Here is a 24,353-nt window from a genome sequence, read left to right as displayed (position 1 = left end):
CGCCATGTGGAGATTGAAGCTAGCGAGCATGCCCTGCATAGCCTGCAAGGCGACGCACGGGCGTTTGGGTACGATTTGTTGAGTGCTTCGGGTCTACACCAAAGATTGGGGACAAGGCATATTTTGATTATTAGTGGTGTCGTGGTTCAACCGCACAGAGCGATGACTCTGAGTCTGTAGTTGTTAAAGTTTCTGAAGCCATAGGCTCTTCGCTGTATAAGTTTCATCTTTCGATGGAAGCCTTCCGTGATGGCGTTGTTTTTTGAGAAGCGCCACATCAGTGCAATGGGCTCGATCCACTGTTCAAGTGAGTGTGCGAGGGTTTTCGGGTCTACACCAAAGGTTGGGGACTAGTCATATTGGCTCCGAGCTCGTTGGCGCGCTTCGTAAAGAGGCCGAGGAAAAAGAGGCCGACCACGCCGCAGCTGATCAGTCCGATGACGAGCTGGGCAAGGTCCCAGATGGAGGTCATGTCGGCCGGCATTTTCATGAAGCAAGGGTTCTGCTATTCGGGCGATCGGGGAATGAGCGGCGATTATAAGCCGCCGACGATGGGATACCGGTCCGGACGCTTTGGATCTAGGTGGACACGTGCGTAGTAGTCTCCTATTTTTTCGTAGTAACGCTCGTAGTTCTCCATCTTTTCCTCGTCGCATTGAATCTGGGTTAAAATAATATTGATAAATAAATTATCATATATGATACTGTTGGGATGCCCAGTTCACCAACGAATCCTGCTGTTAGCAAGGCCATCGCGATTGTCCAATTCATCGCCGAGCGTACAAGTCCTGTGACGGTCAAAGAGCTCTCCTATGCACTGGAGGTGCCGCCGGCGTCCTGCTATCGTATGGTGCGGAGCATGCTGGAGCAGAACTGGTTGCGACAGGATCCAGCAGGCGGCTTACGCATCGCATTTGGTCTGGCCCATGTCGCCCGCTCGTATTCGGAGATCGAACATGCACTGGGCCTGATCCAGGTGCCGCTGCAGAAACTGGCTCAGGAATTGAACCTATCCGCGAAGGTGACTTTGCGGGAAGGTCACTACGCGGTCACCGCGCTGCGGGCGGATCCGGATGCTCCCAACGCAATCACCAGTCAAGTGGGCTATCGTTTCCATTTGACGATAGGATCGGCGGCGGGCGTGCTGCTTTCCACCTTGGATGACACAAGGGTCAAACAAGTCATACACAGCGCGCCGGCTGAAGTGTGGGGACGCCAAACGGTTGAGGATGTTTGGAAGCGAATCGAGGAGTGCCGCAAGGATTCAATCTGTCGGGACTTCGGTGTGCAGCACCCGTCGATTTATGCACTGTCTGTTCCGATCAACCTGACTTCGGATACGATCGCATCCGTGACTGTCGTGGGTTGGCCGGAGCAGTTTGAAGACGATGTTCCGGAAATCACGGAGCGCTTAAGGCAAGCCGCAGTGACGATGAGAACTTGTCTGGATGCGGAGAGCTAAAGAAGTTGGCATCTGCCAGGAGGAATCGTGGCGGTTCGGGGTTTTGGGGCGGATTACCATTTTAAATGAAGTGTGAAAGTCTCAGCGGAAGGTTGCAAGGTGCTCGGTTCACTGTTTGAAGACAGGGATTTGCGAACACTTTATTGCTCACCATGATTCAACGTACCGGACGCACCGCGCTGAGCGCAGTTCATGAACTCGGGGAGATCACTCTCTTCGGGCTTATGGCGATCCGTGGCTTTTTTGTGCAGCCGCACCGTCTTTCCAAGCTGGCGGTGTCCGTCCACGAGATCGGGATTCGCTGCCTGACCATTGTGTTGATTGTCGGCTTGTTTACGGGGCTGGTCATGGGCCTGCAACTGTATTACACAATGGTGAAGTTCGGCGCGGAAGGCGCCTTGGGCACGGCGGTGGCGCTATCGCTGATCCGCGAGCTGGGGCCGGTTCTGACCGCCCTGATGATTGTCGGGCAGGCGGGCTCTGCCCTGGCTTCGGAGCTCGGGATCCAGCGCAATGACGAGCAAATCGACGCCTTGCGCACGATGGGCATCAATCCGCATGGCTACTTGGTGGGGCCGCGTCTTTTGGCGGCTTTGATCTGCTTTCCCATACTCACCTCCGCCTTCGACCTGATCGGGGTTCTCGGAGGCTACTTGACCGGTTCCGTGCTGTTGAACGTCGATGCCGGGGTTTACTGGAACGGGGTGCGGGACAGTGTGGTCTGGGCGGACGTGCGGGGCGGCTTCATCAAGGCGCTGGTTTTCGGCCTGCTGACCATCTGCATTTGTGCCTACAGGGGCTTCAATACCCACCGTAAGGCGTCCTTCCCCGGCGTGCGCGGGGTCAGCGAATCCGCCACCCGGGCGGTTGTCTGGTCCAGCGTGACCGTGCTCGGGGCCGACTATTTAATCACCTCCTTCCTGCTGTAAGATGGATGTTTTTCTGAAAATAAGCGGCTTGAAGAAGCATTTCGGTGAAAAGCGGGTGCTGGACGGGGTGGACCTGGATGTGGCCCGTTCCTCGGTCACGACGATTATCGGCAAGAGTGGCATCGGCAAATCCGTCCTGCTCAAGTGTATCGCGAATCTGATTACACCCGATGGGGGACGGATCGAGCTGGACGGCAAGCCGATTGCGCGGAGTCGCCGCAAGGTCAATGACGCGGAAGGCATCGCTTTCAGCTATATGTTCCAGAACAATGCGCTGTTCGATTCCCTGACCGCTTTTGAAAATGTGGCGCTGCCCCTGGTCGAGTCGAACCGCCTGAAGCGCGGGGAGATACGGGAGCGGGTCCAGGACATGCTGGAGCAACTTGAGTTGACCGATGCCGCCCATCGCTATCCGGGCGAGCTTTCAGGCGGGATGAAGAAGCGTGTCGCGCTCGCCCGCGCCCTGATTACGAATCCGCAGCTGGTGCTGTTTGACGAGCCGACGACGGGTCTGGACCCGGAACGGAAGTTCAGCGTGTTCGAGATGATTGCCGACTACCGGGAACGATTCGATTTTACCGCCTTGTTGGTCAGCCACGACATCCCGGAGGTCTTCGAGATCAGCGACCGGGTGGCCTGGCTGGACGAAGGGGTGATCAAATTCTTTGGCGAGCCGTCGGATTTGAATGACGATGCGCAGTCGGCCTTGTCGGGCTTTTTGAGCAAGGCGAACTATGGGAGAGAATCCAAACTGAGGAGAACAGACGTATGACAAACCGTAAGATCGAGTTCATGGTCGGCCTATTCGTGCTGGCGGGTATCCTGTCGGTGCTTTACCTCGCGATCCAGATTGGGGGCGCGCGCTTCTTCGGACGGGACAGTTACACCCTGCAAGCCCGTTTCAGCAGTGCCAGCGGTGTGAATGCCGGCAGCCGGATCGAGATTGCCGGGGTCCGTGTGGGGACCGTCAAGAAGGTGGAGTTGAACGACAAGTTTTTCGCCATCGCCACGCTGGAACTGCCCAAGGAGTTGAGCCTGGACGATGACACGATCGCCTCGGTCAAGACGGCCGGCCTGATCGGTGACCGGTTCATCAACCTGTCGCCGGGAGGCTCCGGTTTCCCGCTTGAGCCGGGTGATACCATTGTGGATACGGAGTCCGCTCTGGATATCGAAAGCTTGATTAGCCGTTTTGCCCTCGGAGGTATTGACGAGCCTTCAGAATGACCCATGCTGCGCTTCTTGTTTATGAAGCCACTCTATTACCTCGTCCTCTTATGTGTCGGCAGTTTGCTTCCGGTCGCTTCGCTGCGTGCGGATGACCCGGGAGTCAAGTTGAAGGAAACCGTCTCCGCCGTTCTGGATGTCCTGTATGCGCCGGATACAGTCGATCTGAGCCTGTCCGAAAAGGAAGAAAAGGTACGCGAGGTCATTGATGCGAGCTATGACTTCGAGGTGATCATACGCCGGGCCATCGGCCGAAATTGGAATTTGATGAACGAGACGGAGCAAGTCCGGGTCATGGCCTTGATCAAGGAGCTGATTTTGCGGGCCTACGTCGAGGGCTTGGGGGACAAAACCGCACCCGAGATCACGTTTTCTCCGACTGTGATGGTGACGGACAAGCGTGCCGAGGTGCCGACGATTGCTAAAGTGGGGGATACCGAGGTGAAGATTCTGTACCGCTTGGGGTACTTGAAGAGCGGTTGGCAACTCTATGATATCGTGGCCGAGGACATTAGTGTGGTTTCCAACTACCGCCAGCAATTTGACGATCACTTTCGCAAGGGGGACGGGCAGTCGCTCATCGCGAAACTCGAAGAACTCTTGAACAAGGAAGACCTCGACAATGACATCAAAATCTAAGCGATTGCTCCCGTTGGCCGGACTTTTCTTTGCCTGCTTCGCATGGACGGGCGTGGCCTCGGCCGATGATTATCTCAGCGAAGAGGAACTCTATGGGGAAGACCTCAACGGCAGTTCGTCCATTTACGATCCGCTTGAGCCGGTCAACCGGGTCTTGTTCAAGGTGAACGATTTTCTCTACATCCAAGTGCTGGATCCGGTTGCCAATACCTACCAGGCGATCACGCCCGACCCGGTCGAACGCTCGGCCAGTAATTTTTTTGAAAACCTCCGCTATCCCATCCGCCTGAGCGGCAACCTCCTGCAAGCGCGTTGGAAAGGCGCTTGGATTGAGACTGGACGCTTTGCCATTAATTCGACCGTCGGGATCGCGGGTCTTTTCACCCCGGCTGACAAGGTCGAAGGCTTTGGCAGGATCCCACCGGAGGGTATAGCCCAGGCCCTGGGTGCCTGGGGGGTCCCTGAAGGACCCTATCTGGTGATTCCGCTGATCGGTCCGTCCAATCTGCGTGATGCGACCGGGCTGGTCGGGGCGATGTGCGTGCATCCGACCCGTGAACCATTCAGCCTTATCAGCGATTGGGATTGGGAATGGAAGACCGCTTGGGGGACCTCGGAAATCCTCGTCGATACGCCTTCCCTGATGGACCGTTACAACCAGATGAAGGGGAGCGCGATTGATCCCTACGGTTCGTTAAAGAACGGTTACACCCAGTTCATGCGCGCCGCGATTGCGGAGTAGCGGCGTCCTGTGTTCTCCCGCAAATCAGGGAGGTGCTGATCCCGGGTTCATGATTCATTTGCGGGTAAGAAGCATATTCTGTTTCAAGCCTGTTGGAAGTGGAACCCCTCCGGCTTCTCTCGGATACGCCGTGACAGGCCTCCCCTGCGAGCAGAGGAGGAGTTTTATGATGCCGTGCGCTTGTGAGTTCGGAGCTTCCGCTTTCTTGCGCATCAATGAACACACGTGACCTCGGGGCGAAGTGGGACGGCAAGAACGACCTGGGCAGGAATAGGCATGAATCCCAGCATGAACCCTTAAGCCCCTGAAGGCTCGAGTACCAAGATGGTATTGCCTTCGCTCCGCAGATACAGCTGGCCATCTTTGATCATCCAGCTGTCCACGGTGGCTAGCGTCTTCAGGAAGGCGGATTCCAGTTTCATTGCTGCCGGATGCCCTGCCATTTTTGTCGAAATCATTTGTTTCAGGGCGAGTTGACTGCCATCCAGCGCGTAGTGTCCTGAGAAGCGGTTGACGCCGCTGAAACCACTGGCGATGTCGGTCTTTGGGTCAAATTGAAGGGTGGGGGCTTTCGGGGCATTGTCGATTAGCGACTCCATGCCGGGATAAGCGGCGAGCGTCCATGCTGTTCCTTCGAGGGGTATGCTCTCAGAGCTTTGGGATGTGCTCGTACAGGCAGCGAGGACGCTTAGGGCAATCAGGGCTAATAGTGTATGGATGTATTTCATGTTTTGAGTGGGTTGGAGGATTGTCACTGGATTGAGTCCTCACGGGATTGAGGTATGTTCCATAAAACCTTAACTGACTTTCAGGTCGAGGGTTTTGGGTTTTAACTGCGCCGTTCTTCTTCAAAGGATAGATCGTCGCTATCTTCCGGGCGATTGGCATGCAGTTCGTCCGGCAGGCACAGGTAGTACAGCATCAACCACCAACTCCAGCAGAAGCGGTAGAGCAGGATTGGGAGGAAGAGCGTGCCGGCGAGAGCCAGTGCCAGCGCGGTTTTGACAGGAATCCATTCGGCGAATCCGATGAGGAGTACCGGCGTGACAAAACACAGGGCCACAAGGCCGTAATTGATACAGAGTGGCCCGAGGTAGAACCCGTCGCCCCGTTCGAGCGTCATCCCGCAGGCGGGGCATGAATGATGGATCCGGATGAGGGAACGAAAGAGTTTGGCCCGGCCGCAGTTGGGACAACGGCAGCGCAAGCCGCGAAGCAGGACATCACCGGGGGTGGCCGGGGCGAGCGGTTCCAGTTTTGAGAGAGGAGCTTGCATGAGGGCAACTGCCAGTCTGCCAAAGGCGCGACAATGCAGATTGAAGAGAGTCGATGTCCAATCTTAGGTCAGCTTGGCCCGACATGCAACTCTCCATCCTCAGCGGATGCCCCAGAGGACCTGGAAGCGGAGCCCCATGTGGGCGGGATGGAGGAGCTCCATCAGAGTTTGCCGTTCTTCGCTGAAACGGCCCGCGCTGCTCATGACGATTGCTTCCGCGGCTCTTGCGGCGCGCTGGACCAAAAAGCTTTCCTGGGTTTCAAACTGGGTGCGCTTGCATCCGGATGCCCGGAGTTGTGCTTCCAGCGGATCCCAGCAGATGTCACAAGTGATGTCCTGTTGTCCGGGGCGCGCGAGCAGGTCGTTGTTGCTCGTATGGCGGTAGAAGCAGCGGGCGGTTCCCGCAGGACAGGCTTCGCAGAGTTGGGCCCATGATTTTCCGTAGTCGAATAATAGGAGCAGACCGTTCCAGTCCTGGGCCAGCAGGCTCCGGAGTGCGTGCTCGGCTTCGAGTGGCAGGTCCAGTTCATAGCCTTCGCTGGCGAGTTCCGGCAATCGGGAAGCCACCGCTGCGACCTCCGGGCTGAATGCTTCAAGCAGGCAATCTTCGAGTGTTCCCTCTGCATTCACGGTAACCCCGCGTTCGTGCCAGCTGCCTTCACGAAAGACCAGACGATGAAAAGGGAGCGCATCGAGCCACTCGTTGGCAAAGATGACGACCGGTCCCGAGGCTTCGATGGCATCTCCCTGGCGAATCGTTTGGCTGCCGGTGAAGGGGTGGCTCTTTAGGTGGCTGAGCAAGGAGGTTTCCGGTTCGGCGGCAATTTCGACGAAGGAGCTTGCCGCGGCCCGGTCGGGGCCCAGCAAGTCTTCCGCTGCGGTCACGACCAAACGGGCAAAGACTGTGCCGAGGCTTTCCGCCGTGTAGAAATCACGTGAACCACTGCGGCCCACTCGTTCCCGCGCGGCGGTATAATAACCACAGTCCGGGTCATAGAGCGCCAAGTCGATGTAGTCCCGATAGTTGAGCGTTCCCTCCGGAGAACGGAGTTTGAATCGCTCGATAAACTGTGAGTCGTGTGCGGACATGCCTTTGCTGACGGTGCATGCTTGATCCCGGCTTCCAATCCCAAAATGTTCGCGTGATGAATCGGGCGGGGGGTGGGGCAGGCCCTTCGACAAGCTCAGGGCAGGGCGGGATTCGTGAGTGAAACTGAAAAAAGGCTTCTCAGGACTGGGCGAGCGGCGCTAACTTGCCAGTCGATGATCCTTGCGATAGAAAGTTCCTGCGACGAATCCGCACTTGCGCTCTTTGATCCCCGTCGGGGCATGGTGGGTGAGTGGGTGCACAGCCAGATCGCGCTGCACGGAGAGTATGGGGGCGTCGTGCCGGATTTGGCCAGTCGCGAGCATCTCAAGAATTTCTTTCCCTTGCTGGAAAACTCCACGGTCATGGCACACCGTGAGGACATCCGGCAGATTGCGGTGACTTACGGGCCGGGCTTGGCCGGATGCCTGGCATTAGGCGGCGCCTTTGCCAAGAGCCTGGCTTTGGCCTGGGGGGTCCCGCTGGTCGGAGTCAACCACCTGCGTGGCCATGCCTGGTCGCCCTTTATTTCCCTGCACGAGCAGAGCCCCGAAGGCTTTGATGCGGCGATGAGCGAACTGCTGCCGCATCTCGGGCTGATTGTTTCCGGCGGAAATACCATCCTGTTTGAGATTTCCTCCACGCGTGAGATCCGGGTCTTGGCCGAAACCGTGGATGATGCGGCGGGGGAGGCTTTGGACAAAGGCGCCAAACTGCTGGGCCTGTCCTACCCGGGAGGGCCACAGGTGGAGTTACTGGCCCGATCGGGAGATCCCGGTGCCTTTGATTTTCCCAAGGCCATCGCACCCCGGAATGAAAGACGGTTCAGCTTTTCCGGTTTGAAAACCAGCTTGCGCTACCGGATCGAAAAGCTGGATGACCGCGAACTCGCGGACTCCATGAGCGATATCTGCGCGTCCTATCAGGCGGCGGTCATCGACCAGCTGAGAGGCAAGACAAGGCACTTGCTGGTGGACGGGCAATACCGGAGTCTCGGCCTGTCGGGCGGTGTTTCCAACAACAAGGCCTTGCGTGCGGCGATGCAGAAGCTGGCCAAGCGCTACCGTATGCCCTGTCTGATTGCCGAGCCCCGGCACACGGGGGACAACGCGGCCATGATCGCTTTTGCGTGTTTTACGGATCCGGATGGTGCCCTGCCTGACCGTCGGGAAGCACCGCTGAGTATCGCACCTGCCTTGCGCTTGGCCGGGAGTTAGCCCGTCTCTCGTTAGCCGGCATGGCTTCCCGCCGTCCGCTACGGGGCTTTCCCTGTTTGCGGGTTGTCATTCGGCCCGCGCTGCGCTTTTTTGCCCTCGATGTCCGGCCGATCTCTTTCCCTGAAGCAAATATGCGTGAAATGTTCCGGGGTCGGTGTCGTCCCGATTGTATGGAGTCATCTTTGCATGGGCTGGTTCCTTGCCGGAGGTGTCTGGAATTGGCAATTCGCCGGCCTGTTGCTTGGCGCGACATTCATGTTTACCGCTGCCGGATTACTGCAGTCCATCTGGGCTGGGAATCGTGCAAGCCCTGCCTTGCCCGCCAGTGCCGCACTCTTTCTCGTGGCAGCCGTCATGCTTCATTATTCCGAGGCTTCACGGCCTCTGGTACTGGGATGTGCCGGTTGCCTGATGGGCTACGCCTGGACGCGTGGACATGTTCGGTCTTCGATCCTGCTGGTTGCCGCTGCGCGGGCGTACCTGTTGCTTCTGGCTGGGTCCGCGGTATGGGGCGGGGCCTTGCCATGGTTCGACGAGATCCGGCTACTGCTCTTCTGGAGCATCGTTCATTTTGCCTATATGCTCGGGCTCGGCTGGATTTCAGAAGGTGGGCGCGAGGTTGTGCCCGCTTCGCGAGGGTTGGAACCGAGTGTCCTGCTGTGCATCCCGCTGTTGATGACGCTGGTGTTGCTCGAATCCCTTCGGCCGGAGGGCTCGGTTTGGTTTCTTCCCTGGTTGCTGTTCTTTGTCCTGGCGCTCCGGGTGATCCCGGCCCTTCCGGTGTACTGGCTGGGAAGTGGACCGATGGCTCCCCGCAAGGCGATCCCCCGTCTGCAGGCGGGAAGCATCCTGATCGATGCACTCGCGTTGAGTTGGAGTTTGCCGGAGCTCAGCTTACTGCTGCTGGTCGTCCTGCTGCCGCTTCGCTGGTGGCTGTCTTCCCTGGAGCCGGTGTCCGGAACCGGGGTTCCGGAGCCTGAGCCGGAAGTTTGAGGTGAGAATTATCCGGCCCGCGCATTTTAGTTCGCCATTGGCATCGGGTACGCTAAGTCCTGATCGGAATGAGTGAGATCGAAGAGCTTTTGAAGACCGTGGCGGCGCTGCGGGAGCCCGAGACCGGTTGCCCATGGGATATTGAGCAGGACCACCAGTCGATAGCCGACTGTCTGATCGATGAGTGCTGTGAACTGCTCCAGACAATCGATCGCCTCGACATGGACCACATGGAGGAAGAGCTGGGGGATGTTTTGCTTCAGGTCCTCATGCATGCCCAGATGGCGAAGGAGGCGGGGCACTTTGATTTCGAGGATGTCTGTCGGGAGAACAATGCGAAGTTGATACGCCGCCATCCGCACGTGTTCGGCGATCAGGCGAACCTTGGTAATACCGAGGCGGTGCTCAACCAGTGGGATGCGATCAAGGCGCAGGAGCGCAAGCGCGGCCCGAAACAGGCAGGGCGTTTCAAAGACCTGCCCCGGCAGTTGCCCGCCCTGATGTTTGCCCAGGATGTGTACAAGCAGATCCGGAAGCAGTCGATGGATGTCGAGGACGTGATCGATCAGGATGCGATTGAGGCGACGGCTGATCGCTTGGAAGAAGCGCAGCTCGGCAAGCTGTTGTTTGAGATCGCGGCAGCCTGCCGATTGAAAAAGATCGAGCCCGAGTCGGCGCTGCGGCGCTATGCCCAGGGCGTGGTGGACCGCCTCGAGTCGGAGTCGGTTCGGTCCTGAGCGCAGGCATGTCGTGATGAAACCCGCGGCTCCCATTTATGTTTCGATCCGCTCCCGTCAGGTGCCGGTGGAGATCCGTCGCCGAAAGGGGGCGCGCAACATGCGGCTTAGTATCGGCCATCAAAACCAGATCGTGGCGTCGGTGCCCTGGCGCTGTCCGCATCGTGAGACCATCCGCTTTGTGATCCGGCATGAGGAATGGCTTGCGACCCAACTGAGAGAGGCGCCGGCGGCATGCTCCATCTACAAATGGCTGAGAAAGCATCCGCGTCTGACTGCCTGTGGTGACCTGTTCACGGTCCGATTCGAAGCGGTTCCGGAGATCCGGGGGCGCTACACTTTCGACAATGGCGGTGCGGATGTCGTGCTGCACCTGCCCCGGAGTCAGCCCCCGGTGGATGCCGCCCATGGATTGGTCCGCGGTTTTGCCAAAGACGCGCTGGCTTGTCGTGTCGCCTACCACTCGAAGCGCTTGAGATTGGACTACACAAAGCTGTCTGTCCGGGACCAATCCAGTCGCTGGGGTTCCTGTACCGAGGGCGGTAGCCTGTCACTGAACTGGCGTCTGGTCCTGCTGGCGCCCGAATTGCAGGATTATGTCATCCTGCATGAACTGGCCCATTTGACCGAGCTGAATCACTCCAAGCGTTTCTGGACCTTGTTGGAGCGCTACGATCCTCAGCGTAAGCAACATGAGGAAGCGCTTGACCTGATCAGCCCGGTGCTGATGCGTGTGGGGCGGATCGCCTGCGACCGCTCGAATTAATTCGAAGCGGTATGACTGCTGCCTCCCGTTTCCTCGCCGAGGGCTCCGTCGCTACGCGTGCTCGCGTCCCCAAAGCCAGAGCAGGTCACCCAGACGGTTGAGGTATTGGATGATCTCGGGGCGTACGATGGCGCCGGTTTCCTTGAGTGCGACGACGCCGCGTTCGGAGCGCCGGCAGCAGGTGCGGGCATTGTCGAAAAAGGCTTCTGCAATGGTATCTCCCGCGAAGGTCCATCCCCGGAATTTGACGGTTTCCTCTTTCATCCGGACCAATTCCGTGAAACGGTCGACTTTCTCTTGGTTGATGGCATCACGGCCATAATGCTTATGGTAGCGTTCCTGATCCGCATCGTCGGTGGAGAGTTCGCCCATGAGGCTGATGAGTTCTTTCTGGATGGTCAGGATCAAGCGTTTGGTCGACTCGTCATCCGAGTGGGCGCGGCAGAGGCCCAGGGCGGAGCCCAGTTCATCGATGCGCCCGTAGGTCATGACCCGCGGGTGGGTTTTGGAGACGCGTTTGTTGAAGAGGAGGGCGGTCGTTCCGTCGTCGCCGGTTTGGGTTGCGATGCTCATAGTGGATGATGTCTAAACACAGACAGGGCTCCGTGCACAGTGAAAAGAAGAAATCTTTTCGGGAGGGATTGAGGCGATTGCTTCAACCGGCGAAGATCCGGCTGCCTCCTGAAGCGTCGAGTGCGCCAATGCCAATTCAGGGTCCCGGTTTCAAGCTGTGCGCTGTTTCAGCAGGGCCTCGGTCGAAGCGACTGTCGTCGCTACGGAATTCATTCGTCTGTGGCAGGCTAGCATCCGCGGTTCAAAAAAATAGCGCAGGCCCGGAAGCCTGCGCTATTGAAATCAGAATCTATTCGTTTCGCCTTAGGCGTCTTCGAGCAGCAGCTCAAGGATCCGCTTGGCCGATTCCGGGATGACCGTACCGGGACCGAAGATGGCTTTGGCGCCGTTTTCGTAGAGGTACTTGTAGTCCTGTGCCGGGATGACACCTCCGCAGACCACCATGATGTCCTCACGGCCGAGCTTTGTCAGCTCGCCGATCAGTTGCGGCAGCAGGGTCTTGTGACCGGCTGCGAGGGAGGACATGGCGACCACGTGGCAGTCATTTTCCACGGCTTGCCGGGCGGTTTCTTCCGGAGTTTGGAAGAGCGGACCGATGTCGACATCGTAGCCCAGGTCGGCGTAACCGGTGGCAACCACCTTGGCGCCGCGGTCGTGACCGTCCTGGCCCATCTTGGCAATCATGATGCGGGGACGGCGGCCTTCTTCCTCTTCGAACTTCTTGATGAGTGTGTTGACTTCTTCCATGACGGGTGTGCTGCCGTATTCTTTCGAGTAAACACCGCTGATCGAGCGGATTTTCGCCTTGTAGCGACCGACCACCTTTTCGACGGCATCGGAGATTTCGCCGAGTGTGGCACGCTTGGAGGCGGCGTCGACGGCGAGTGCGAGCAGGTTGCCCTTGCCGCTTTCCGCGGCAGCGGTGATGGCTTCGAGTGCGATCTTGACGGCGGTGTTGTCACGGCCTGCCTTGAGCGACTTGAGGCGTGCGACCTGGGATTCGCGGACGGCGGTGTTGTCGATGTCCAGAATTTCCAGCGGGTCTTCCTTCTCGAGGCGGTACTTGTTGAGGCCGACGATGGTTTCCTTGCCGGAGTCGATCCGTGCCTGACGGCGGGCTGCGGCTTCTTCGATGCGAAGTTTCGGAATGCCTTCCTCGATCGCCTTGGTCATGCCGCCGTATTGCTCACACTCCTGGATGTGGCCCCATGCCTTGTGCATGAGCTCCTTGGTAAGTGCTTCCACATAGTAGCTGCCGCCCCAGGGGTCGATGAAACGGGTCATGCCGGTTTCTTCCTGGATGAAGAGCTGTGTATTCCGTGCGATACGGGCGGAGAAGTCGGTCGGCAGCGCGATCGCTTCGTCCAGCGCGTTGGTGTGCAGGGACTGGGTGTGGCCGCATGCGGAAGCGAAGGCTTCGATACAGGTCCGTGTCACGTTGTTGAACGGGTCCTGTTCGGTCAGCGACCAACCGGAGGTTTGCGAGTGGGTCCGGAGTGCCAGCGACTTCGGGTTCTTCGGGTCGAAGCCCTTGACGATCTTGGCCCAGAGGCAGCGGGCTGCGCGCATCTTGGCCACTTCCATGAAGAAGTTCTTGCCGATGGCCCAGAAGAAGGAGAGGCGGGGGGCGAAGGCGTCGACCGAAAGGCCGGCGTTCACACCGGTGCGCAGGTACTCGAGGCCGTCAGCCAGGGTGTAGCCCATCTCCAGGTCGGCGGTGGCGCCGGCTTCCTGCATGTGGTACCCCGAAATCGAGATCGAGTTGAACTTCGGCATGTTCTGCGAGGTGTACTCGAAAATGTCACCGATGATGCGCATCGAAGGTTCCGGCGGATAGATGTAGGTGTTCCGCACCATGAACTCCTTCAGGATGTCGTTCTGGATGGTGCCGGCCAACTGGTCCAGCGAGCAGCCCTGCTCGATACCGGCTTGTATGTAGAAAGCCAATACCGGCAACACGGCGCCGTTCATCGTCATGGAGACCGAGACCTTGGACAGGTCGATCTGGTCGAAGAGCACCTTCATGTCCTCGATCGAGTCGATGGCCACACCGGCCTTGCCGACGTCACCCACCACGCGCGGGTGGTCGGAGTCATAGCCGCGGTGGGTGGCCAGGTCGAAGGCGACGGAGAGGCCTTGCTGGCCAGCCGCGATGTTACGGCGGTAGAAGGCGTTGGATTCCTCGGCGGTGGAGAAGCCGGCGTATTGGCGGACCGTCCAGGGACGGAAGGCATACATGGTGGCGTAGGGGCCGCGGAGGTAGGGATCAATCCCGGCGGTGAAGTCGAGGTGCTCCATGTCCGCGTAGACGTCTTTGCCGTAGAGCGGGTTGACGTCGATTTGCTCCATGGTCTCGTTGACCAGATCGTCGACGGACTTTCCGGTCTCGGCCTTGACCTGTGCGGCCCATTCGTCACGGGTGGCGGCAGGCTTGGGAGCTTCGTATGCGATGTTTGTGAAGTCTGGTTTCATCGATTTAAAGTTTTCCAGTTAACGTTTCCGGTTGATTAGAGAACGCCCAGCCCTTCGAGGTAGGCGCGGTTCATTTCGTAGTTGTCCGACTTGATGAAGATGTAGTCGTCCATGCCTGCGGCGCGGAAGGCTTCTTCGTTGTCGCCCGGATAACCGGCCAGGACGAGTCGTGTCTCCGGCAGCGCCTCCTTGAGGGCACTCGCATACTCGGCGAACTTCTCGGTGTAGTCGTCGTCTGTTCCGCAAACCACTGCGATCCCGGCGCCGGACTCGTTGAGCGCGCTGACGGCATCCGCCGGGGTCTCAAAGCCCTTGGGCGAGATGATTTCGAAGCCGCCGGCTTCGAAGAAGGAGCGGGTGAAGTCGGCGCGGAGCTTGTGGCGGCGAAGCGGGCCGAGGTTCACGAGGAAGATCATCGGACGCTTGCCGGTCTTGGCCTCGAAATTGGCGGATGCATTGCGCAGCGCTTCGTATTTCGCAGAGAGGCGGGTCGCCTTGAGCGGCTTGACCGCGTCTTCCGGATCGATGGAAGCCCGTACCGTCTTGGTGATTTCACCGATAGTGGCACCGGTCTGGACGGCTTCGATCAGGTTTTGGACCAGCGTGTCGCCGTCGGATTCAAGGATCTTGCCGAGTGCGGCCATCACCTTGGTGTCGGCATCTTCATCGAGCTCCAGCCGGGCTGCCGCGATTTCGCGGGCGCGGGTGTTGCGCAGTTCGGCGTAGTCCGGAAGGTGCGGCTCCAATTTCTTTTCGCCGACGTTCGGGTAAACATTGGTGCCGACCAGGCTCATGCGGCGGGAGTTGAGCAGCTTTTCCATTCCGGCAGCGGTCTTGGCGATGCTCTCCTGGATGAAGCCGGACTTCAAGGCGCCTTCGATGCCGCCCTTGCCTTCGATCTCCTGGAAGAAGGCCCAGGATTTCTCGGCGACTTGGTTGGTCAGCCATTCGATCGCCCAGGAGCCACCGGCCGGGTCCACCACGTCGGTCAATTCGCATTCTTCCTGCAGGATCACCTGCGTGTTGCGGGAAATACGGCGGCTGAAGGTGTCGGGCAGACGCATGACTTCATCGAAATTGCCCACACAGAGGCTGTCGACACCGGCGATGACCGCGCTCAGCGCTTCGGTCGTGGTACGCAGCATGTTCACGTAGGGGTCCTTCTGCGTCTTGTTGTAAAGACCGGTCCGGGCGTGCAGGCAAATCTTCTGGGATTCGGCGCTGCCACCGAATGCGGCGACCACCTTGGCCCAGAGGACGCGGGCGGCGCGGATCTTGGCGATTTCCATGAAGAAGTTCGGTCCGACCGCGAAGCTGAAGCGGATCTGGCTGGCGGCCTCGTCGACGGTCAGGCCGCGCTCTACCATTTGCTCGATGTAGAAAGCGCCGGTTGCGAGGGCGGCACCCAGTTCCTCAACGGCGGAGCCGCCGGCTTGGTGGTAGGGCAGTGAGGAAACTGCGATCGCCTTGATGCCCGGCGCCTCGTTGACACAGTAGCGGGTCAGAACCGACTGCTCATCCAGAAGTTCCTTCAACTTGACCGGAAGGGTACCGGCGGCGGCGTGCACGGCGACCGGATCCATGCCCAGGCTGCCCTTCACTTGCGTCTTGTTCACTCCCAATTTTTCAAGCCAGGCGAAGAAGAGTGCGCCAACGCTCAGGCCTGCACAGCCGGTGCGGATGTGGAAGCTGACGGCGTCCGGTACGATGTCCTTAAATGCGGTTTCGATATCCTTCAGGCAGGCGAGGGAAACGCCGCAGGCACCGACTTCGCCGGCTTGGGCGGAATCCGGATCCGCACCCTTGAGGGTGGCGATATCGAGAATGATGTTCAGTGCGTTCTGGCCGCGCATGAGATCTTCGCGGGCGGCGCGGTTGAATTCAACCGGCGTGCCGTAAGGAAGTTCCTGCGCGATTTCCCAGGGTTCCTTATTATAACCAGCAGCAGTGGTGCCCCGGAGGTAGCCGTCTGTACCCGGAAGGGTCTCCACAGCGGGCAATTCATCCAGGACGTCCTTCCAAAAGATCGGCTCCAGCAGGATCCCTTCCGGGGTCATCTGCTTCATGATCTTGTCAAACGGCTTACCCTTCAGTAGCTTTTCAGCGGCTTCGCGCCATTCCTCTTTAGAGGGGGCGGTGAACTCTTCGAGTAGTTTATCTGTGGTATTCATTAGATTGTCTGAACAAAGTTTAAATTGTCATAAGAAAAACTTGCAATGGGCGCTTCGATTGTCAATAAGAATAGATAATTCAGTTTGAAAACTTGTTAAGTTTAACTAATCTCGCTATTCAATCTAACTGGTAGACACTATGATTCAGCAAATTGACCATCTCGGCATTGCCGTTCGCAACCTCGACGAGTCGATCGAGTATTATGAAAAAGCCCTCGGTTTGCACTGCCACGGAAAGGAAGAAGTGGCCTCCCAGAAGGTGAAAACAGCCTTCTTTGAAGCGGGTGATGTGCACATTGAGTTGCTGGAGCCCACCTCGGAGGATAGCCCGATCGCCAAGTTTCTTGAAAAGAACGGCGAGGGGATCCACCACATCGCGTTCCGTACGGACGACATCGAAGGGCAACTGAAGCACGCGCAGGACTCTGGTGTCCGCGTGATTCATGAGGTGCCGTTTGAGGGCGCTGCAAATAAAATGGTGGCTTTTCTTCATCCGAAGTCGACCCATGGGGTGCTGACTGAGTTTTGCATGGAGAAGAAGTAAGCAAGAACGCGCACGATTCAACTTTACGGAGACATTCTATTATGGCTATCGACCCAAAACTACTAGAAGAGCTGAGAGAGCGCCAAGCCACCGCCCGCAAGGCCGGCGGTGAGGACAAGCTCGCGAAACGCCGCGAGAAGGGCATGATGGGCGCTCGTGAGCGCCTGGAGACCTTCTTCCAACCGGGCACCTTCCAGGAGTTCGGCATGCACGCCGAACACACCTGCACACGCTTCGGCATGGACAAGAAGAAGCTGCCCTACGACGGGGTGGTGTGTGGCACGGGTCTGGTCGACGGCCGTCCGGTGGCAGCTTACGCACAAGACTTTACCGTGAGCGGTGGTTCGCTTGGCCGTATCCATGCCAAGAAAATTTGCGACCTGATGGACTTCGCCCACGAGTCGGGGATGCCGGTTGTCGGTGTCAGTGACTCCGGCGGTGCCCGTATTCAGGAAGGGGTCGACTCCCTGAGTGGCTACGGCCAGGTCTTCTTCAAGAATGTGCTTCTTTCCGGTGTGGTCCCGCAAATCGCGGTGATCGCGGGTCCGACAGCAGGTGGCGCGGCTTACTCGCCGGCCCTGACGGACTTCCTGATCATGACCCGGGACAATTCGAACATGTTCATCTGTGGTCCGGACGTCATTAAGGCGGCAACGGGTGAAACCGCCCAGTTGGAACAATTCGCCTCGGCCGCCGCCCACGCCAGCATTTCGGGCAACATCCACCTCGTGGCGGATGACGACAAGCACGCCATGGAGCTGACCGCGAAGTTGCTTTCCTTCCTCCCGAGCAACAACATCGGGGATCCCCCTCACGTTTTGACCGATCTGGACCTTTCGGACGACCCGGTCATGAACGAACTGGTTCCGGGCTCTCCCAAGGAGCCGCTGGATGTGATGGCGGTGATCGACCGTTTGGTCGACGATGGTGATTTCTTCGAGATCATGCCGGACTTCGCCCGCAGCCTGGTTGTCGGCTTCGGCCGCATCGAAGGTGTGGTTGTCGGTATCGTGGCCAACAATCCGATGGTCAAGGCCGGTACGCTCGACATCGACAGTTCCGACAAGGGCGCCCGCTTCATCCGGACCTGTAACATCTACAACATTCCGATCGTGACTCTGGTGGACGTTCCCGGCTTCATGCCCGGTCTGGCCCAAGAGCAGGGCGGTATCATCCGCCACGGCGCGAAGATGCTGTTTGCTTACGCAGCCGCAACTGTGCCGAAAATCACCATGATCATGCGCAAGGCCTACGGTGGTGCATACCTGGCCATGTGCTCGGCCGACCTCGGTGCCGACATGGTCTTTGCCTGGCCGACCGCCGAAATCGCCGTGATGGGTGCCGAAGGCGCCGTACGCGTGCTCTTCCGCAAGGATTTGAAGGAAGCCGAAGATCCCAAGGCCAAGGCCGCCGAAATCGCCGAGCAATACCGCAACGAGTTTGCTTCGCCGTATCAGGCAGCCGCCAATGCCATGATCACCGATGTGATCGAGCCGTCCAAGACTCGCGCTTCGATCGCTCTGGCGCTGCGGAACACCCTCAGCAAGCGTGATACACGTCCGCCCAAGAAGCACGGTAACATTCCGCTTTGATCGCTAACCTCAAGGTCAATCAAACATGACTTCATTCATCAACATACTCGCTCAAGTCGAAGCGGTGCCGGAAGCGGCGCAAGCTTCGCATGGCGTGACCGAGATCGTGGTCGTAGGCTTTTGCTTCGTACTGGGGGTCTTGGCGGTGTTCACCACCCTGACTTCGGTGATTGGCAGCATCTTTGCGCGTAGCGCAGCCAACGCTGCCAAGAAGGCACAGCAAGCGGCTGAAGCCAATGCCGCTGCGGCTCAAGCCGCCGCCCCGGCTCCGGTTCCGGCTGCTGCCGCCGAGGAGGACGAAACCGTGCTCTTCGCGGTGATCGCCGCAGCGGTGCATTCCGTCTATGGCGACCGGGCCCATCGCGTGGTTTCCATTCACTCGGCCGGTCCCGGCTGGGCTCAGGAAGGCCGCCGCCAAATCTTCTCATCTCACCGCGTCCGTTAACAATCACTCACACTTACTTTAGGGAAACAATCAGATCATGAAACGTCTCAGAATCACTGTTGAAGGCAAATCCTACGATGTCGAAGTCGAACTCCTCGATGAAGGCACTTCCGCTCCGGCTGCTCCGCGCCGTGCCAGCGCCAGCGCCGGTGCCCGCGTCGCCGCTCCGGTGGCTGCACCGAAACCGGCTCCGAAGGCCGCACCTGCCGCAGGTGGCGCCGGTGCCGTGACCAGTCCGCTGGCTGCCGTGGTCGTCTCCATTGATGTCAACGTCGGCGATGCCGTGAGCGAAGGCCAAAAGGTCGTGACTCTCGAAGCCATGAAGATGAACACCATCGTGTCCGCCGAATCCGCCGGCACGGTCAAGGCTATCCTTGTGGGCGCCGGTGACGGTGTCGAAGAAGGCCAGGCCCTGGTCGAAATCGCTTAAGATTTATCTCCTTCCAAAAGAGGGTCCTCGTATGCTCGAAACATTTCATAATCTCTATGTGAATACAGGTTTCAGTCACATCGGCTGGCAAATGCTGGTCATGTGGGTCGTCGTGGCGACGCTCCTGTATCTCGCAGTCTACAAGAAATTCGAACCGCTGCTTCTGGTCCCGATTGCCTTTGGCGCGCTTCTGGCGAACTTGCCGACCGAAGGGATTATGGAGGGCTTGGAGTTTGCCGGCCAGACCTACAGCTTCAAGGAAGACGGTACTGGCGGCTTGTTTTATTACTTCTTCCAGGGCATCCATCTGGAGCTCTTCCCGCCCATCATTTTCATGGGTGTGGGAGCGTTGACCGACTTTGGTCCGCTGATTGCGAATCCGCGCACGTTCCTGCTCGGAGGGGCTGCCCAGTTCGGTGTCTTCGGCGTGTTCATTGCCGCGTCCCTGATGAAGTACATCGGTATCCACTACGGTTTGCAGGAAGCCGGCGCCATCAGCATCATCGGTGGTGCGGACGGCCCGACGTCGATCTTCCTGGCCAACAAGCTGGCCCCGCACCTGATCGGTGCGATCGCCGTGTCCGCCTACAGCTACATGGCACTGGTGCCGGTGATCCAACCCCCTATCATGCGTTTCCTGACTACGAAGGAAGAGCGCCGTATCCGGATGAAGAGCCTGCGCAAGGTCTCCAAGCTGGAGAAGCTCATCTTCGCCCTGGTCATCATGATGCTGTGCGTGATCCTGGTGCCGCCGGCCTCCCCGCTGATGTTCATGCTCTTCCTGGGCAATTTCATGCGTGAGTCCGGAGTGGTCGACCGTCTGAGCAAGTCGGCACAAAACGAAATTATCAACATCGTGACCGTCTTCCTGGGTACCAGTGTCGGTATTACCATGAACGGGAAGTACTTCCTGACCGCTCAAACTTTGGGCATTCTGGCACTCGGTGTGATCGCATTCGCCTTGGCCACAGCTTCCGGCATTTGGATGGCCAAGCTCATGAATCTCTTTTCCAAGAACAAGATCAACCCGCTGATCGGTTCGGCTGGTGTGAGTGCGGTGCCGATGGCCGCCCGTGTCAGCCAGGTTGAAGGCCAGAAAGAAGACAGCAGCAACTTCCTGCTGATGCACGCCATGGGCCCGAATGTTGCTGGTGTGATTGGTACCGCTCTGGTCGCCGGGTTCTTCATGACCATGCTTGGGTAGTGCTATTTTAAATACAAAATTAGAGGAATTCATCATGTTAACCGCAACACAGATCCCAGTCCTGAGTGCCGAAGAGGCCGCTGCCATGGTCGGCAACGGCGACATTATCGGCTTCAGTGGTTTCACACCCGCCGGCGCCGCCAAGGAAATTCCGACCGCGCTGGCCAAGCGTGCCGTTGCCGAGCACGACGCCGGACGCGACTTCAAGGTCGGCATCGTGACCGGTGCTTCCACCGGTGACAGCCTCGACGGCGAGTTGGCCCGTGCCAATGCCGTGCTGTTCCGCACGCCGTACCAGAGCAACGCGCACCTGCGCGCTGCGATCAACAAGGGGGAAGCCTGCTTCTTCGACATGCACTTGTCGATGCTCCCGCAGGCCGCCCGCTACGGTCACTTGGGCAAGTTCAGCTTCGCGATCGTCGAAGCGTCCGACGTGTCGGACGACGGTGAGATCACCCTCACGACCAGCGTCGGTGCCAGCAACACTTTCTGCACGATCGCCGACAAGATCCTCATTGAGCTGAATGAATACCATCCGGCCGAGCTGAAGGGCCTGCACGACATCTACGAGCCGCTCGATCCCCCGCACCGCCGCGAGATCCCGATCTACACCTGCCGTGACCGCATCGGTTCGACAGCGGTGAAGGTCGATCCCTCCAAGATTGTCGGTATCGTCAAGACCAACCGCCCGGACGAAGTCGGCGGTTTCAAGGATCCGGATCCGACAACCCTTAAAATCGGTGAGAATGTGGCGACTTTCCTGGCCAAGGAGCTGGAGGAGGGACGCATCCCGAAGGAATTCCTTCCGATCCAGTCCGGCGTGGGCAACATCGCCAATGCGGTCCTCGGTGCTCTGGGTGCGAACCCGAAGATTCCGCCCTTCGAAATGTATTCCGAAGTGATCCAGGACAGCGTGATCGGCCTGATGAAGAGTGGTGACATCACCTTCGGTTCCGGCACCTCGCTGACCGTTTCTCCGGACATGCTGAAGGAAATTTATGCCGATCTGGATTTCTTCAAGGAGCGCATGGTCCTGCGTCCCCAGGAGCTTTCCAATAACCCGGAAATCGTCCGCCGCTTAGGTATCATCACGATCAACACCGCGATCGAAGTCGATATTTTCGGCAATGTGAACTCCACCCACGTGATGGGGCAGAACTTGATGAACGGTATCGGTGGTTCCGGTGACTTCACCCGTAACGCCTATATCTCGATCTTCACCTGCCCGTCCATCGCCAAGGGCGGTGCCATCAGCACGATCGTTCCGCTGGTCGCCCACCTCGACCACAGCGAGCACTCGGTCAACGTGGTCATCACCGAACAAGGCATTGCCGACCTGCGCGGCAAGGATCCGGTCGGACGTGCCCGCGAGATCATCAACAAGTGTGCGCATCCGGAGTACCGTGAGCAGCTGCTCGCTTATCTGGGCGATGCAAAGAACGGTCACACCCCGCAAACACTGGGCAAGGCCTTCGCCATGCACCAGGCCTTCATGGAAAAGAAGGACATGCGTGGCGTGGAAATGTAAGTGATCCGATCTGTTTTTAATTAACAGCAAGGCCCAGAGGCGCAGAGTTCTTATTCGGTTCTCTCTGCCTCTGGGCTTTCTTTTTGATTTTCCTCCTCATTATGCGTAATCCTCCGGATATCGATTCCCTCGTCGAAGGTGTGCTGGCTTCCGACCGCGCGCGGCTGGCCCGCGCCATTACTTTGGTCGAGAGTCGTGCGCCGAAACATGCACCCTATGCCCAGGAGCTGATGCAGCGTATCCTCCCGCATGCGGGGGGCGCTATGCGGGTCGGATTGACCGGTGTGCCGGGTGCGGGAAAGAGCACCTTTATCGAGGCGATGGGGATGTACCTTTGCAAACAGGACAAAAAGGTGGCCGTTCTGGCGGTTGATCCGAGCAGTTCGGTGACCGGTGGCAGTATTCTAGGCGATAAAACCCGAATGGAAGACCTGTCCCGGGAGCCCAATGCCTTTATTCGTCCCTCTCCATCCGGCAATAGCCTCGGAGGCGTGGCGGCCCGGACCCGTGAAGCCCTGCTGCTCTGTGAAGCGGCGGGTTATGACGTGATTCTGGTGGAAACCGTCGGGGTGGGGCAGAGCGAGACCGCCGTGCGCACCATGACGGATTTTTTCCTGCTTCTGCAGATCGCCGGTGCCGGTGATGAGCTGCAGGGGATCAAGAAAGGGGTGATTGAGCTGGCCGATGCCATCGTGGTGAACAAAGCCGACGGCGATAATGTCATCCGTGCCCGGCAGGCACGTGTCGAATACGAGCGTGTGTTCCACTTTCTGCATCCCTTTACACCGGGGTGGAAGCCGAAGGCCTTGACTTGTTCCGCGCTGGAGCATGAAGGAGTCGACCAAGTCTGGGATTTGATCATGCGCTTCCGTCGCGAGATGAAAGCCAGCGGGATCTTTGATGAGCGCCGCTGCGAGCAGAATGTCGACTGGTTCCAGTCCCTGCTGCAGCAAGCGGTCATGCAGCGCTTCACAACCGAAAACAAAGCGCTCATCGAAAAGATGGAGTCAGCCGTCGGTCTGGGCAAAATGCCGGTCTCGGTCGCCTTGAGCGACTTGCTGGGTTAGGTCTTGTCCGCCGTGCTCTCGCGGAAAATAGGATGGCAGGGGAGCACAATTTTCTCTGGAGGAGAATTGCGTAGCGTTAACTTGCTTAAAAGAATTTCAGCTGCTTTGGAGCCCATCTCAAGAATGGGTTTGTGCACGCTGGTTAGCTCTTCCTTTTGTGCGGTTTGAAGATCGTCGAATCCTGTGAGGGAAATGTCTTGGGGGACTCTGAGGCCTCTCTTGTTTAGTGCGACTTTAGCTTCGATGGCCAGGAGGTCATTGGCGCAGACTATGACCTCGGGGCGGCTCTCTGGCGGAAGTGATAGTAGATTGTCGATTTCCTCACCTACACGATCTTCTGTCGCTTCGGTTGGCGTCCTCAGGTTGAGCCGTCGGACCTGTTTCCGAGCTATGGCAATTCCTTGATCGCCGAGTGCCCAGCGAAAACCATCGAGACGATCTTCCACTGTGGATGAGGTTTCCTCACCGCTAAGCCAGGCAAAACGGCGATAGCCCTGTTTGGTGAGGCGTTCGGTGAGTGCGTAAGAGCCGCCGTAGTCGTCGGCTAGGATGCAGTCGCACGATATGCCATGAAGGTATTTGTCGATCAGAATAAAAGGTATATTGTTATCCTTCAGGCGAACAATGTGCTCGGCTATGTTGCCGAAGGTGATCGGGAAGATGATGGCACCGTCGATTGGTAATGTGCTGAGGTTCTCAATGTTGATGTCTTCTTTGGCTGCGTTACGTCCCGCATCAAGGATTAGAGTTTGTAGGCCATGCTTATCCAAGATGCTCTGTGCGCCACGTGCAATAACTCTTGTTAGCTCATCTTCTAGATTGGGGAGGACCAGGGCGATTCGCTGGTGCTTCTGTGTCGAGGAACTGACAAAGACGCCTTTGCCTTGTGCTCCCCTGAGGGTTCCGTCGTCGATGAGGCGCTTGATCGCGCGGCGGACGGTCTGCTCTTTGATGCCAGTGTTTTCCGAGATCTCTCGTGCTGACGGTAATTGATCTCCATCTAGATAGCGCCCTTCGGCTATCCAATTGAGTATTGTTTCTTGGATCTGCTGGTGGAGCGGGATGTCGGTCGTATTTGATTCTATAGTCACTGTAGTGATCGAAGTGCTTACTTTCGGATTTTAGAATGGAAATCTAGAAGGTTTAGGCCTTTTTCGTGGCGTGTCTATCTTGAGGTTTCATTGAATGGTAGTGTTATTTCGCATTTTATGTCAAAATTATTGTTGACCAGTTACAGTTATATCACAAGAGT

General features: G+C 58.1%; 25 protein-coding genes and 1 pseudogene. 17 read left to right on the top strand and 9 right to left on the bottom strand.

Annotation, left to right across the window (positions count from 1 at the left end):
- Nucleotides 1–146 precede the first annotated feature (146 nt).
- Together O2597_RS01060 and O2597_RS01055 are read right to left on the bottom strand one after the other, a co-directional pair.
- Nucleotides 147–326: pseudogene (locus O2597_RS01060) on the bottom strand (transposase); the annotation flags it as partial.
- A gap of 5 nt (nucleotides 327–331) precedes the next feature.
- Nucleotides 332–490 (bottom strand): hypothetical protein, encoded by a 159-nt coding sequence (locus O2597_RS01055; RefSeq protein WP_269522318.1) that lies wholly within the window; start codon nucleotides 488–490, stop codon nucleotides 332–334.
- Nucleotides 491–712: 222 nt separating this feature from the next.
- Between O2597_RS01055 and O2597_RS01050 the strand changes: the two genes are divergently transcribed.
- The 6 genes from O2597_RS01050 to O2597_RS01025 all read left to right on the top strand — a co-directional run bounded on the left by O2597_RS01050 (nucleotide 713) and on the right by O2597_RS01025 (nucleotide 4,999).
- The gene (locus tag O2597_RS01050; protein ID WP_269522317.1) at nucleotides 713–1,462 is read left to right on the top strand and encodes an IclR family transcriptional regulator; all 750 of its coding nucleotides are present in this window, start codon (nucleotides 713–715) and stop codon (nucleotides 1,460–1,462) included.
- A 152-nt stretch (nucleotides 1,463–1,614) separates the two neighbouring features.
- Nucleotides 1,615–2,391, top strand: coding sequence for an MlaE family ABC transporter permease (locus O2597_RS01045; protein WP_269522316.1), 777 nt, complete (start codon nucleotides 1,615–1,617; stop codon nucleotides 2,389–2,391).
- A gap of 1 nt (nucleotide 2,392) precedes the next feature.
- A complete protein-coding gene (locus O2597_RS01040; RefSeq protein ID WP_269522315.1) occupies nucleotides 2,393–3,163 on the top strand; it encodes an ABC transporter ATP-binding protein in 771 nt (256 codons plus the stop codon).
- The gene (gene mlaD / locus O2597_RS01035; protein ID WP_269522314.1) at nucleotides 3,160–3,618 is read left to right on the top strand and encodes an outer membrane lipid asymmetry maintenance protein MlaD; all 459 of its coding nucleotides are present in this window, start codon (nucleotides 3,160–3,162) and stop codon (nucleotides 3,616–3,618) included. The genes O2597_RS01040 and mlaD overlap by 4 nt, the downstream gene beginning before the upstream one ends.
- Before the next feature lie 21 nt (nucleotides 3,619–3,639).
- A complete protein-coding gene (locus tag O2597_RS01030) occupies nucleotides 3,640–4,257 on the top strand; it encodes an MlaC/ttg2D family ABC transporter substrate-binding protein (protein WP_269522313.1) in 618 nt (205 codons plus the stop codon).
- Nucleotides 4,241–4,999, top strand: a complete 759-nt coding sequence (locus tag O2597_RS01025) for an MlaA family lipoprotein (protein ID WP_269522312.1) — start codon at nucleotides 4,241–4,243, stop codon at nucleotides 4,997–4,999. Before O2597_RS01030 ends, O2597_RS01025 begins: the two co-directional genes overlap by 17 nt.
- A 296-nt stretch (nucleotides 5,000–5,295) precedes the next feature.
- On the opposite strand, the gene O2597_RS01020 is transcribed toward O2597_RS01025, so the two are convergent.
- The 3 genes from O2597_RS01020 to O2597_RS01010 form a co-directional block, all read right to left on the bottom strand.
- Nucleotides 5,296–5,727, bottom strand: coding sequence for an META domain-containing protein (locus O2597_RS01020; RefSeq protein ID WP_269522311.1), 432 nt, complete (start codon nucleotides 5,725–5,727; stop codon nucleotides 5,296–5,298).
- 101 nt (nucleotides 5,728–5,828) lie between these two features.
- Entirely contained in the window at nucleotides 5,829–6,275 is a 447-nt protein-coding gene (locus tag O2597_RS01015; protein WP_269522310.1) for a DUF983 domain-containing protein, read from the bottom strand.
- 99 nt (nucleotides 6,276–6,374) lie between these two features.
- Nucleotides 6,375–7,364: an SAM-dependent methyltransferase gene (locus tag O2597_RS01010; protein WP_269522309.1), complete on the bottom strand. Its 990-nt coding sequence runs from the start codon at nucleotides 7,362–7,364 to the stop codon at nucleotides 6,375–6,377.
- A gap of 174 nt (nucleotides 7,365–7,538) precedes the next feature.
- Here O2597_RS01010 and tsaD point away from each other — a divergent pair, with 174 nt between their 5' ends.
- From tsaD to O2597_RS00990, 4 genes are all read left to right on the top strand, one after another.
- Nucleotides 7,539–8,579 (top strand): tRNA (adenosine(37)-N6)-threonylcarbamoyltransferase complex transferase subunit TsaD, encoded by a 1,041-nt coding sequence (gene tsaD / locus O2597_RS01005; RefSeq protein WP_269522308.1) that lies wholly within the window; start codon nucleotides 7,539–7,541, stop codon nucleotides 8,577–8,579.
- Nucleotides 8,580–8,765: 186 nt separating this feature from the next.
- Entirely contained in the window at nucleotides 8,766–9,572 is an 807-nt protein-coding gene (locus tag O2597_RS01000) for a hypothetical protein (RefSeq protein WP_269522307.1), read from the top strand.
- A gap of 68 nt (nucleotides 9,573–9,640) precedes the next feature.
- The gene (locus tag O2597_RS00995; protein WP_269522306.1) at nucleotides 9,641–10,309 is read left to right on the top strand and encodes a MazG family protein; all 669 of its coding nucleotides are present in this window, start codon (nucleotides 9,641–9,643) and stop codon (nucleotides 10,307–10,309) included.
- 16 nt (nucleotides 10,310–10,325) lie between these two features.
- Entirely contained in the window at nucleotides 10,326–11,075 is a 750-nt protein-coding gene (locus O2597_RS00990) for a M48 family metallopeptidase (protein WP_269522305.1), read from the top strand.
- A 51-nt stretch (nucleotides 11,076–11,126) separates the two neighbouring features.
- Here the strand turns inward: O2597_RS00990 and O2597_RS00985 are convergent, their stop codons facing one another.
- The 3 genes from O2597_RS00985 to O2597_RS00975 all read right to left on the bottom strand — a co-directional run bounded on the left by O2597_RS00985 (nucleotide 11,127) and on the right by O2597_RS00975 (nucleotide 16,291).
- Entirely contained in the window at nucleotides 11,127–11,648 is a 522-nt protein-coding gene (locus tag O2597_RS00985; protein ID WP_269522304.1) for a cob(I)yrinic acid a,c-diamide adenosyltransferase, read from the bottom strand.
- Between the two features lie 303 nt (nucleotides 11,649–11,951).
- The gene (scpA, locus tag O2597_RS00980; protein ID WP_269522303.1) at nucleotides 11,952–14,120 is read right to left on the bottom strand and encodes a methylmalonyl-CoA mutase; all 2,169 of its coding nucleotides are present in this window, start codon (nucleotides 14,118–14,120) and stop codon (nucleotides 11,952–11,954) included.
- Between the two features lie 35 nt (nucleotides 14,121–14,155).
- Nucleotides 14,156–16,291 (bottom strand): methylmalonyl-CoA mutase family protein, encoded by a 2,136-nt coding sequence (locus tag O2597_RS00975; protein ID WP_269522302.1) that lies wholly within the window; start codon nucleotides 16,289–16,291, stop codon nucleotides 14,156–14,158.
- A 139-nt stretch (nucleotides 16,292–16,430) separates the two neighbouring features.
- On the opposite strand from O2597_RS00975, the gene mce reads away from it, so the two are divergent.
- From mce to meaB, 7 genes are all read left to right on the top strand, one after another.
- Nucleotides 16,431–16,835 (top strand): methylmalonyl-CoA epimerase, encoded by a 405-nt coding sequence (gene mce / locus O2597_RS00970; RefSeq protein ID WP_269522301.1) that lies wholly within the window; start codon nucleotides 16,431–16,433, stop codon nucleotides 16,833–16,835.
- Between the two features lie 41 nt (nucleotides 16,836–16,876).
- Entirely contained in the window at nucleotides 16,877–18,427 is a 1,551-nt protein-coding gene (locus O2597_RS00965; protein WP_269522300.1) for an acyl-CoA carboxylase subunit beta, read from the top strand.
- Between the two features lie 25 nt (nucleotides 18,428–18,452).
- Nucleotides 18,453–18,872 (top strand): OadG family transporter subunit, encoded by a 420-nt coding sequence (locus tag O2597_RS00960; RefSeq protein ID WP_269522299.1) that lies wholly within the window; start codon nucleotides 18,453–18,455, stop codon nucleotides 18,870–18,872.
- Between the two features lie 37 nt (nucleotides 18,873–18,909).
- Nucleotides 18,910–19,302: a biotin/lipoyl-containing protein gene (locus O2597_RS00955; protein WP_269522298.1), complete on the top strand. Its 393-nt coding sequence runs from the start codon at nucleotides 18,910–18,912 to the stop codon at nucleotides 19,300–19,302.
- A 31-nt stretch (nucleotides 19,303–19,333) separates the two neighbouring features.
- The gene (locus O2597_RS00950; RefSeq protein ID WP_269522297.1) at nucleotides 19,334–20,506 is read left to right on the top strand and encodes a sodium ion-translocating decarboxylase subunit beta; all 1,173 of its coding nucleotides are present in this window, start codon (nucleotides 19,334–19,336) and stop codon (nucleotides 20,504–20,506) included.
- 34 nt (nucleotides 20,507–20,540) lie between these two features.
- The gene (locus O2597_RS00945; protein ID WP_269522296.1) at nucleotides 20,541–22,034 is read left to right on the top strand and encodes a butyryl-CoA:acetate CoA transferase; all 1,494 of its coding nucleotides are present in this window, start codon (nucleotides 20,541–20,543) and stop codon (nucleotides 22,032–22,034) included.
- 101 nt (nucleotides 22,035–22,135) lie between these two features.
- Nucleotides 22,136–23,101, top strand: a complete 966-nt coding sequence (gene meaB / locus O2597_RS00940) for a methylmalonyl Co-A mutase-associated GTPase MeaB (protein WP_269522295.1) — start codon at nucleotides 22,136–22,138, stop codon at nucleotides 23,099–23,101.
- Here meaB and O2597_RS00935 read toward each other — a convergent pair.
- Complete coding sequence (locus tag O2597_RS00935; protein ID WP_269522294.1) at nucleotides 23,098–24,192, bottom strand: GntR family transcriptional regulator; 1,095 nt, start codon at nucleotides 24,190–24,192, stop codon at nucleotides 23,098–23,100. The two genes, meaB and O2597_RS00935, sit on opposite strands and share 4 nt — an antisense overlap.
- Nucleotides 24,193–24,353: the final 161 nt, after the last annotated feature.

This window comes from Coraliomargarita parva (assembly GCF_027257905.1).
Taxonomy (GTDB): Bacteria; Verrucomicrobiota; Verrucomicrobiia; order Opitutales; family Coraliomargaritaceae; genus Coraliomargarita_A; species Coraliomargarita_A parva.
The sequence above is the reverse complement of the archived record's forward strand: the minus strand, read 5'-3'. Positions and strand labels throughout refer to the sequence as shown.

Bases quoted from the DNA above. Each gene is read 5' to 3' on its own strand.
- O2597_RS01055 (WP_269522318.1), bottom strand. From the start codon at position 490: ATGAAAATGCCGGCCGACATGACCTCCATCTGGGACCTTGCCCAGCTC.
- O2597_RS01050 (WP_269522317.1), top strand. From the start codon at position 713: ATGCCCAGTTCACCAACGAATCCTGCTGTTAGCAAGGCCATCGCGATT.
- O2597_RS01045 (WP_269522316.1), top strand. From the start codon at position 1,615: ATGATTCAACGTACCGGACGCACCGCGCTGAGCGCAGTTCATGAACTC.
- O2597_RS01040 (WP_269522315.1), top strand. From the start codon at position 2,393: ATGGATGTTTTTCTGAAAATAAGCGGCTTGAAGAAGCATTTCGGTGAA.
- mlaD (WP_269522314.1), top strand. From the start codon at position 3,160: ATGACAAACCGTAAGATCGAGTTCATGGTCGGCCTATTCGTGCTGGCG.
- O2597_RS01030 (WP_269522313.1), top strand. From the start codon at position 3,640: ATGAAGCCACTCTATTACCTCGTCCTCTTATGTGTCGGCAGTTTGCTT.
- O2597_RS01025 (WP_269522312.1), top strand. From the start codon at position 4,241: ATGACATCAAAATCTAAGCGATTGCTCCCGTTGGCCGGACTTTTCTTT.
- O2597_RS01020 (WP_269522311.1), bottom strand. From the start codon at position 5,727: ATGAAATACATCCATACACTATTAGCCCTGATTGCCCTAAGCGTCCTC.
- O2597_RS01015 (WP_269522310.1), bottom strand. From the start codon at position 6,275: ATGCAAGCTCCTCTCTCAAAACTGGAACCGCTCGCCCCGGCCACCCCC.
- O2597_RS01010 (WP_269522309.1), bottom strand. From the start codon at position 7,364: ATGTCCGCACACGACTCACAGTTTATCGAGCGATTCAAACTCCGTTCT.
- tsaD (WP_269522308.1), top strand. From the start codon at position 7,539: ATGATCCTTGCGATAGAAAGTTCCTGCGACGAATCCGCACTTGCGCTC.
- O2597_RS01000 (WP_269522307.1), top strand. From the start codon at position 8,766: ATGGGCTGGTTCCTTGCCGGAGGTGTCTGGAATTGGCAATTCGCCGGC.
- O2597_RS00995 (WP_269522306.1), top strand. From the start codon at position 9,641: ATGAGTGAGATCGAAGAGCTTTTGAAGACCGTGGCGGCGCTGCGGGAG.
- O2597_RS00990 (WP_269522305.1), top strand. From the start codon at position 10,326: ATGAAACCCGCGGCTCCCATTTATGTTTCGATCCGCTCCCGTCAGGTG.
- O2597_RS00985 (WP_269522304.1), bottom strand. From the start codon at position 11,648: ATGAGCATCGCAACCCAAACCGGCGACGACGGAACGACCGCCCTCCTC.
- scpA (WP_269522303.1), bottom strand. From the start codon at position 14,120: ATGAAACCAGACTTCACAAACATCGCATACGAAGCTCCCAAGCCTGCC.
- O2597_RS00975 (WP_269522302.1), bottom strand. From the start codon at position 16,291: ATGAATACCACAGATAAACTACTCGAAGAGTTCACCGCCCCCTCTAAA.
- mce (WP_269522301.1), top strand. From the start codon at position 16,431: ATGATTCAGCAAATTGACCATCTCGGCATTGCCGTTCGCAACCTCGAC.
- O2597_RS00965 (WP_269522300.1), top strand. From the start codon at position 16,877: ATGGCTATCGACCCAAAACTACTAGAAGAGCTGAGAGAGCGCCAAGCC.
- O2597_RS00960 (WP_269522299.1), top strand. From the start codon at position 18,453: ATGACTTCATTCATCAACATACTCGCTCAAGTCGAAGCGGTGCCGGAA.
- O2597_RS00955 (WP_269522298.1), top strand. From the start codon at position 18,910: ATGAAACGTCTCAGAATCACTGTTGAAGGCAAATCCTACGATGTCGAA.
- O2597_RS00950 (WP_269522297.1), top strand. From the start codon at position 19,334: ATGCTCGAAACATTTCATAATCTCTATGTGAATACAGGTTTCAGTCAC.
- O2597_RS00945 (WP_269522296.1), top strand. From the start codon at position 20,541: ATGTTAACCGCAACACAGATCCCAGTCCTGAGTGCCGAAGAGGCCGCT.
- meaB (WP_269522295.1), top strand. From the start codon at position 22,136: ATGCGTAATCCTCCGGATATCGATTCCCTCGTCGAAGGTGTGCTGGCT.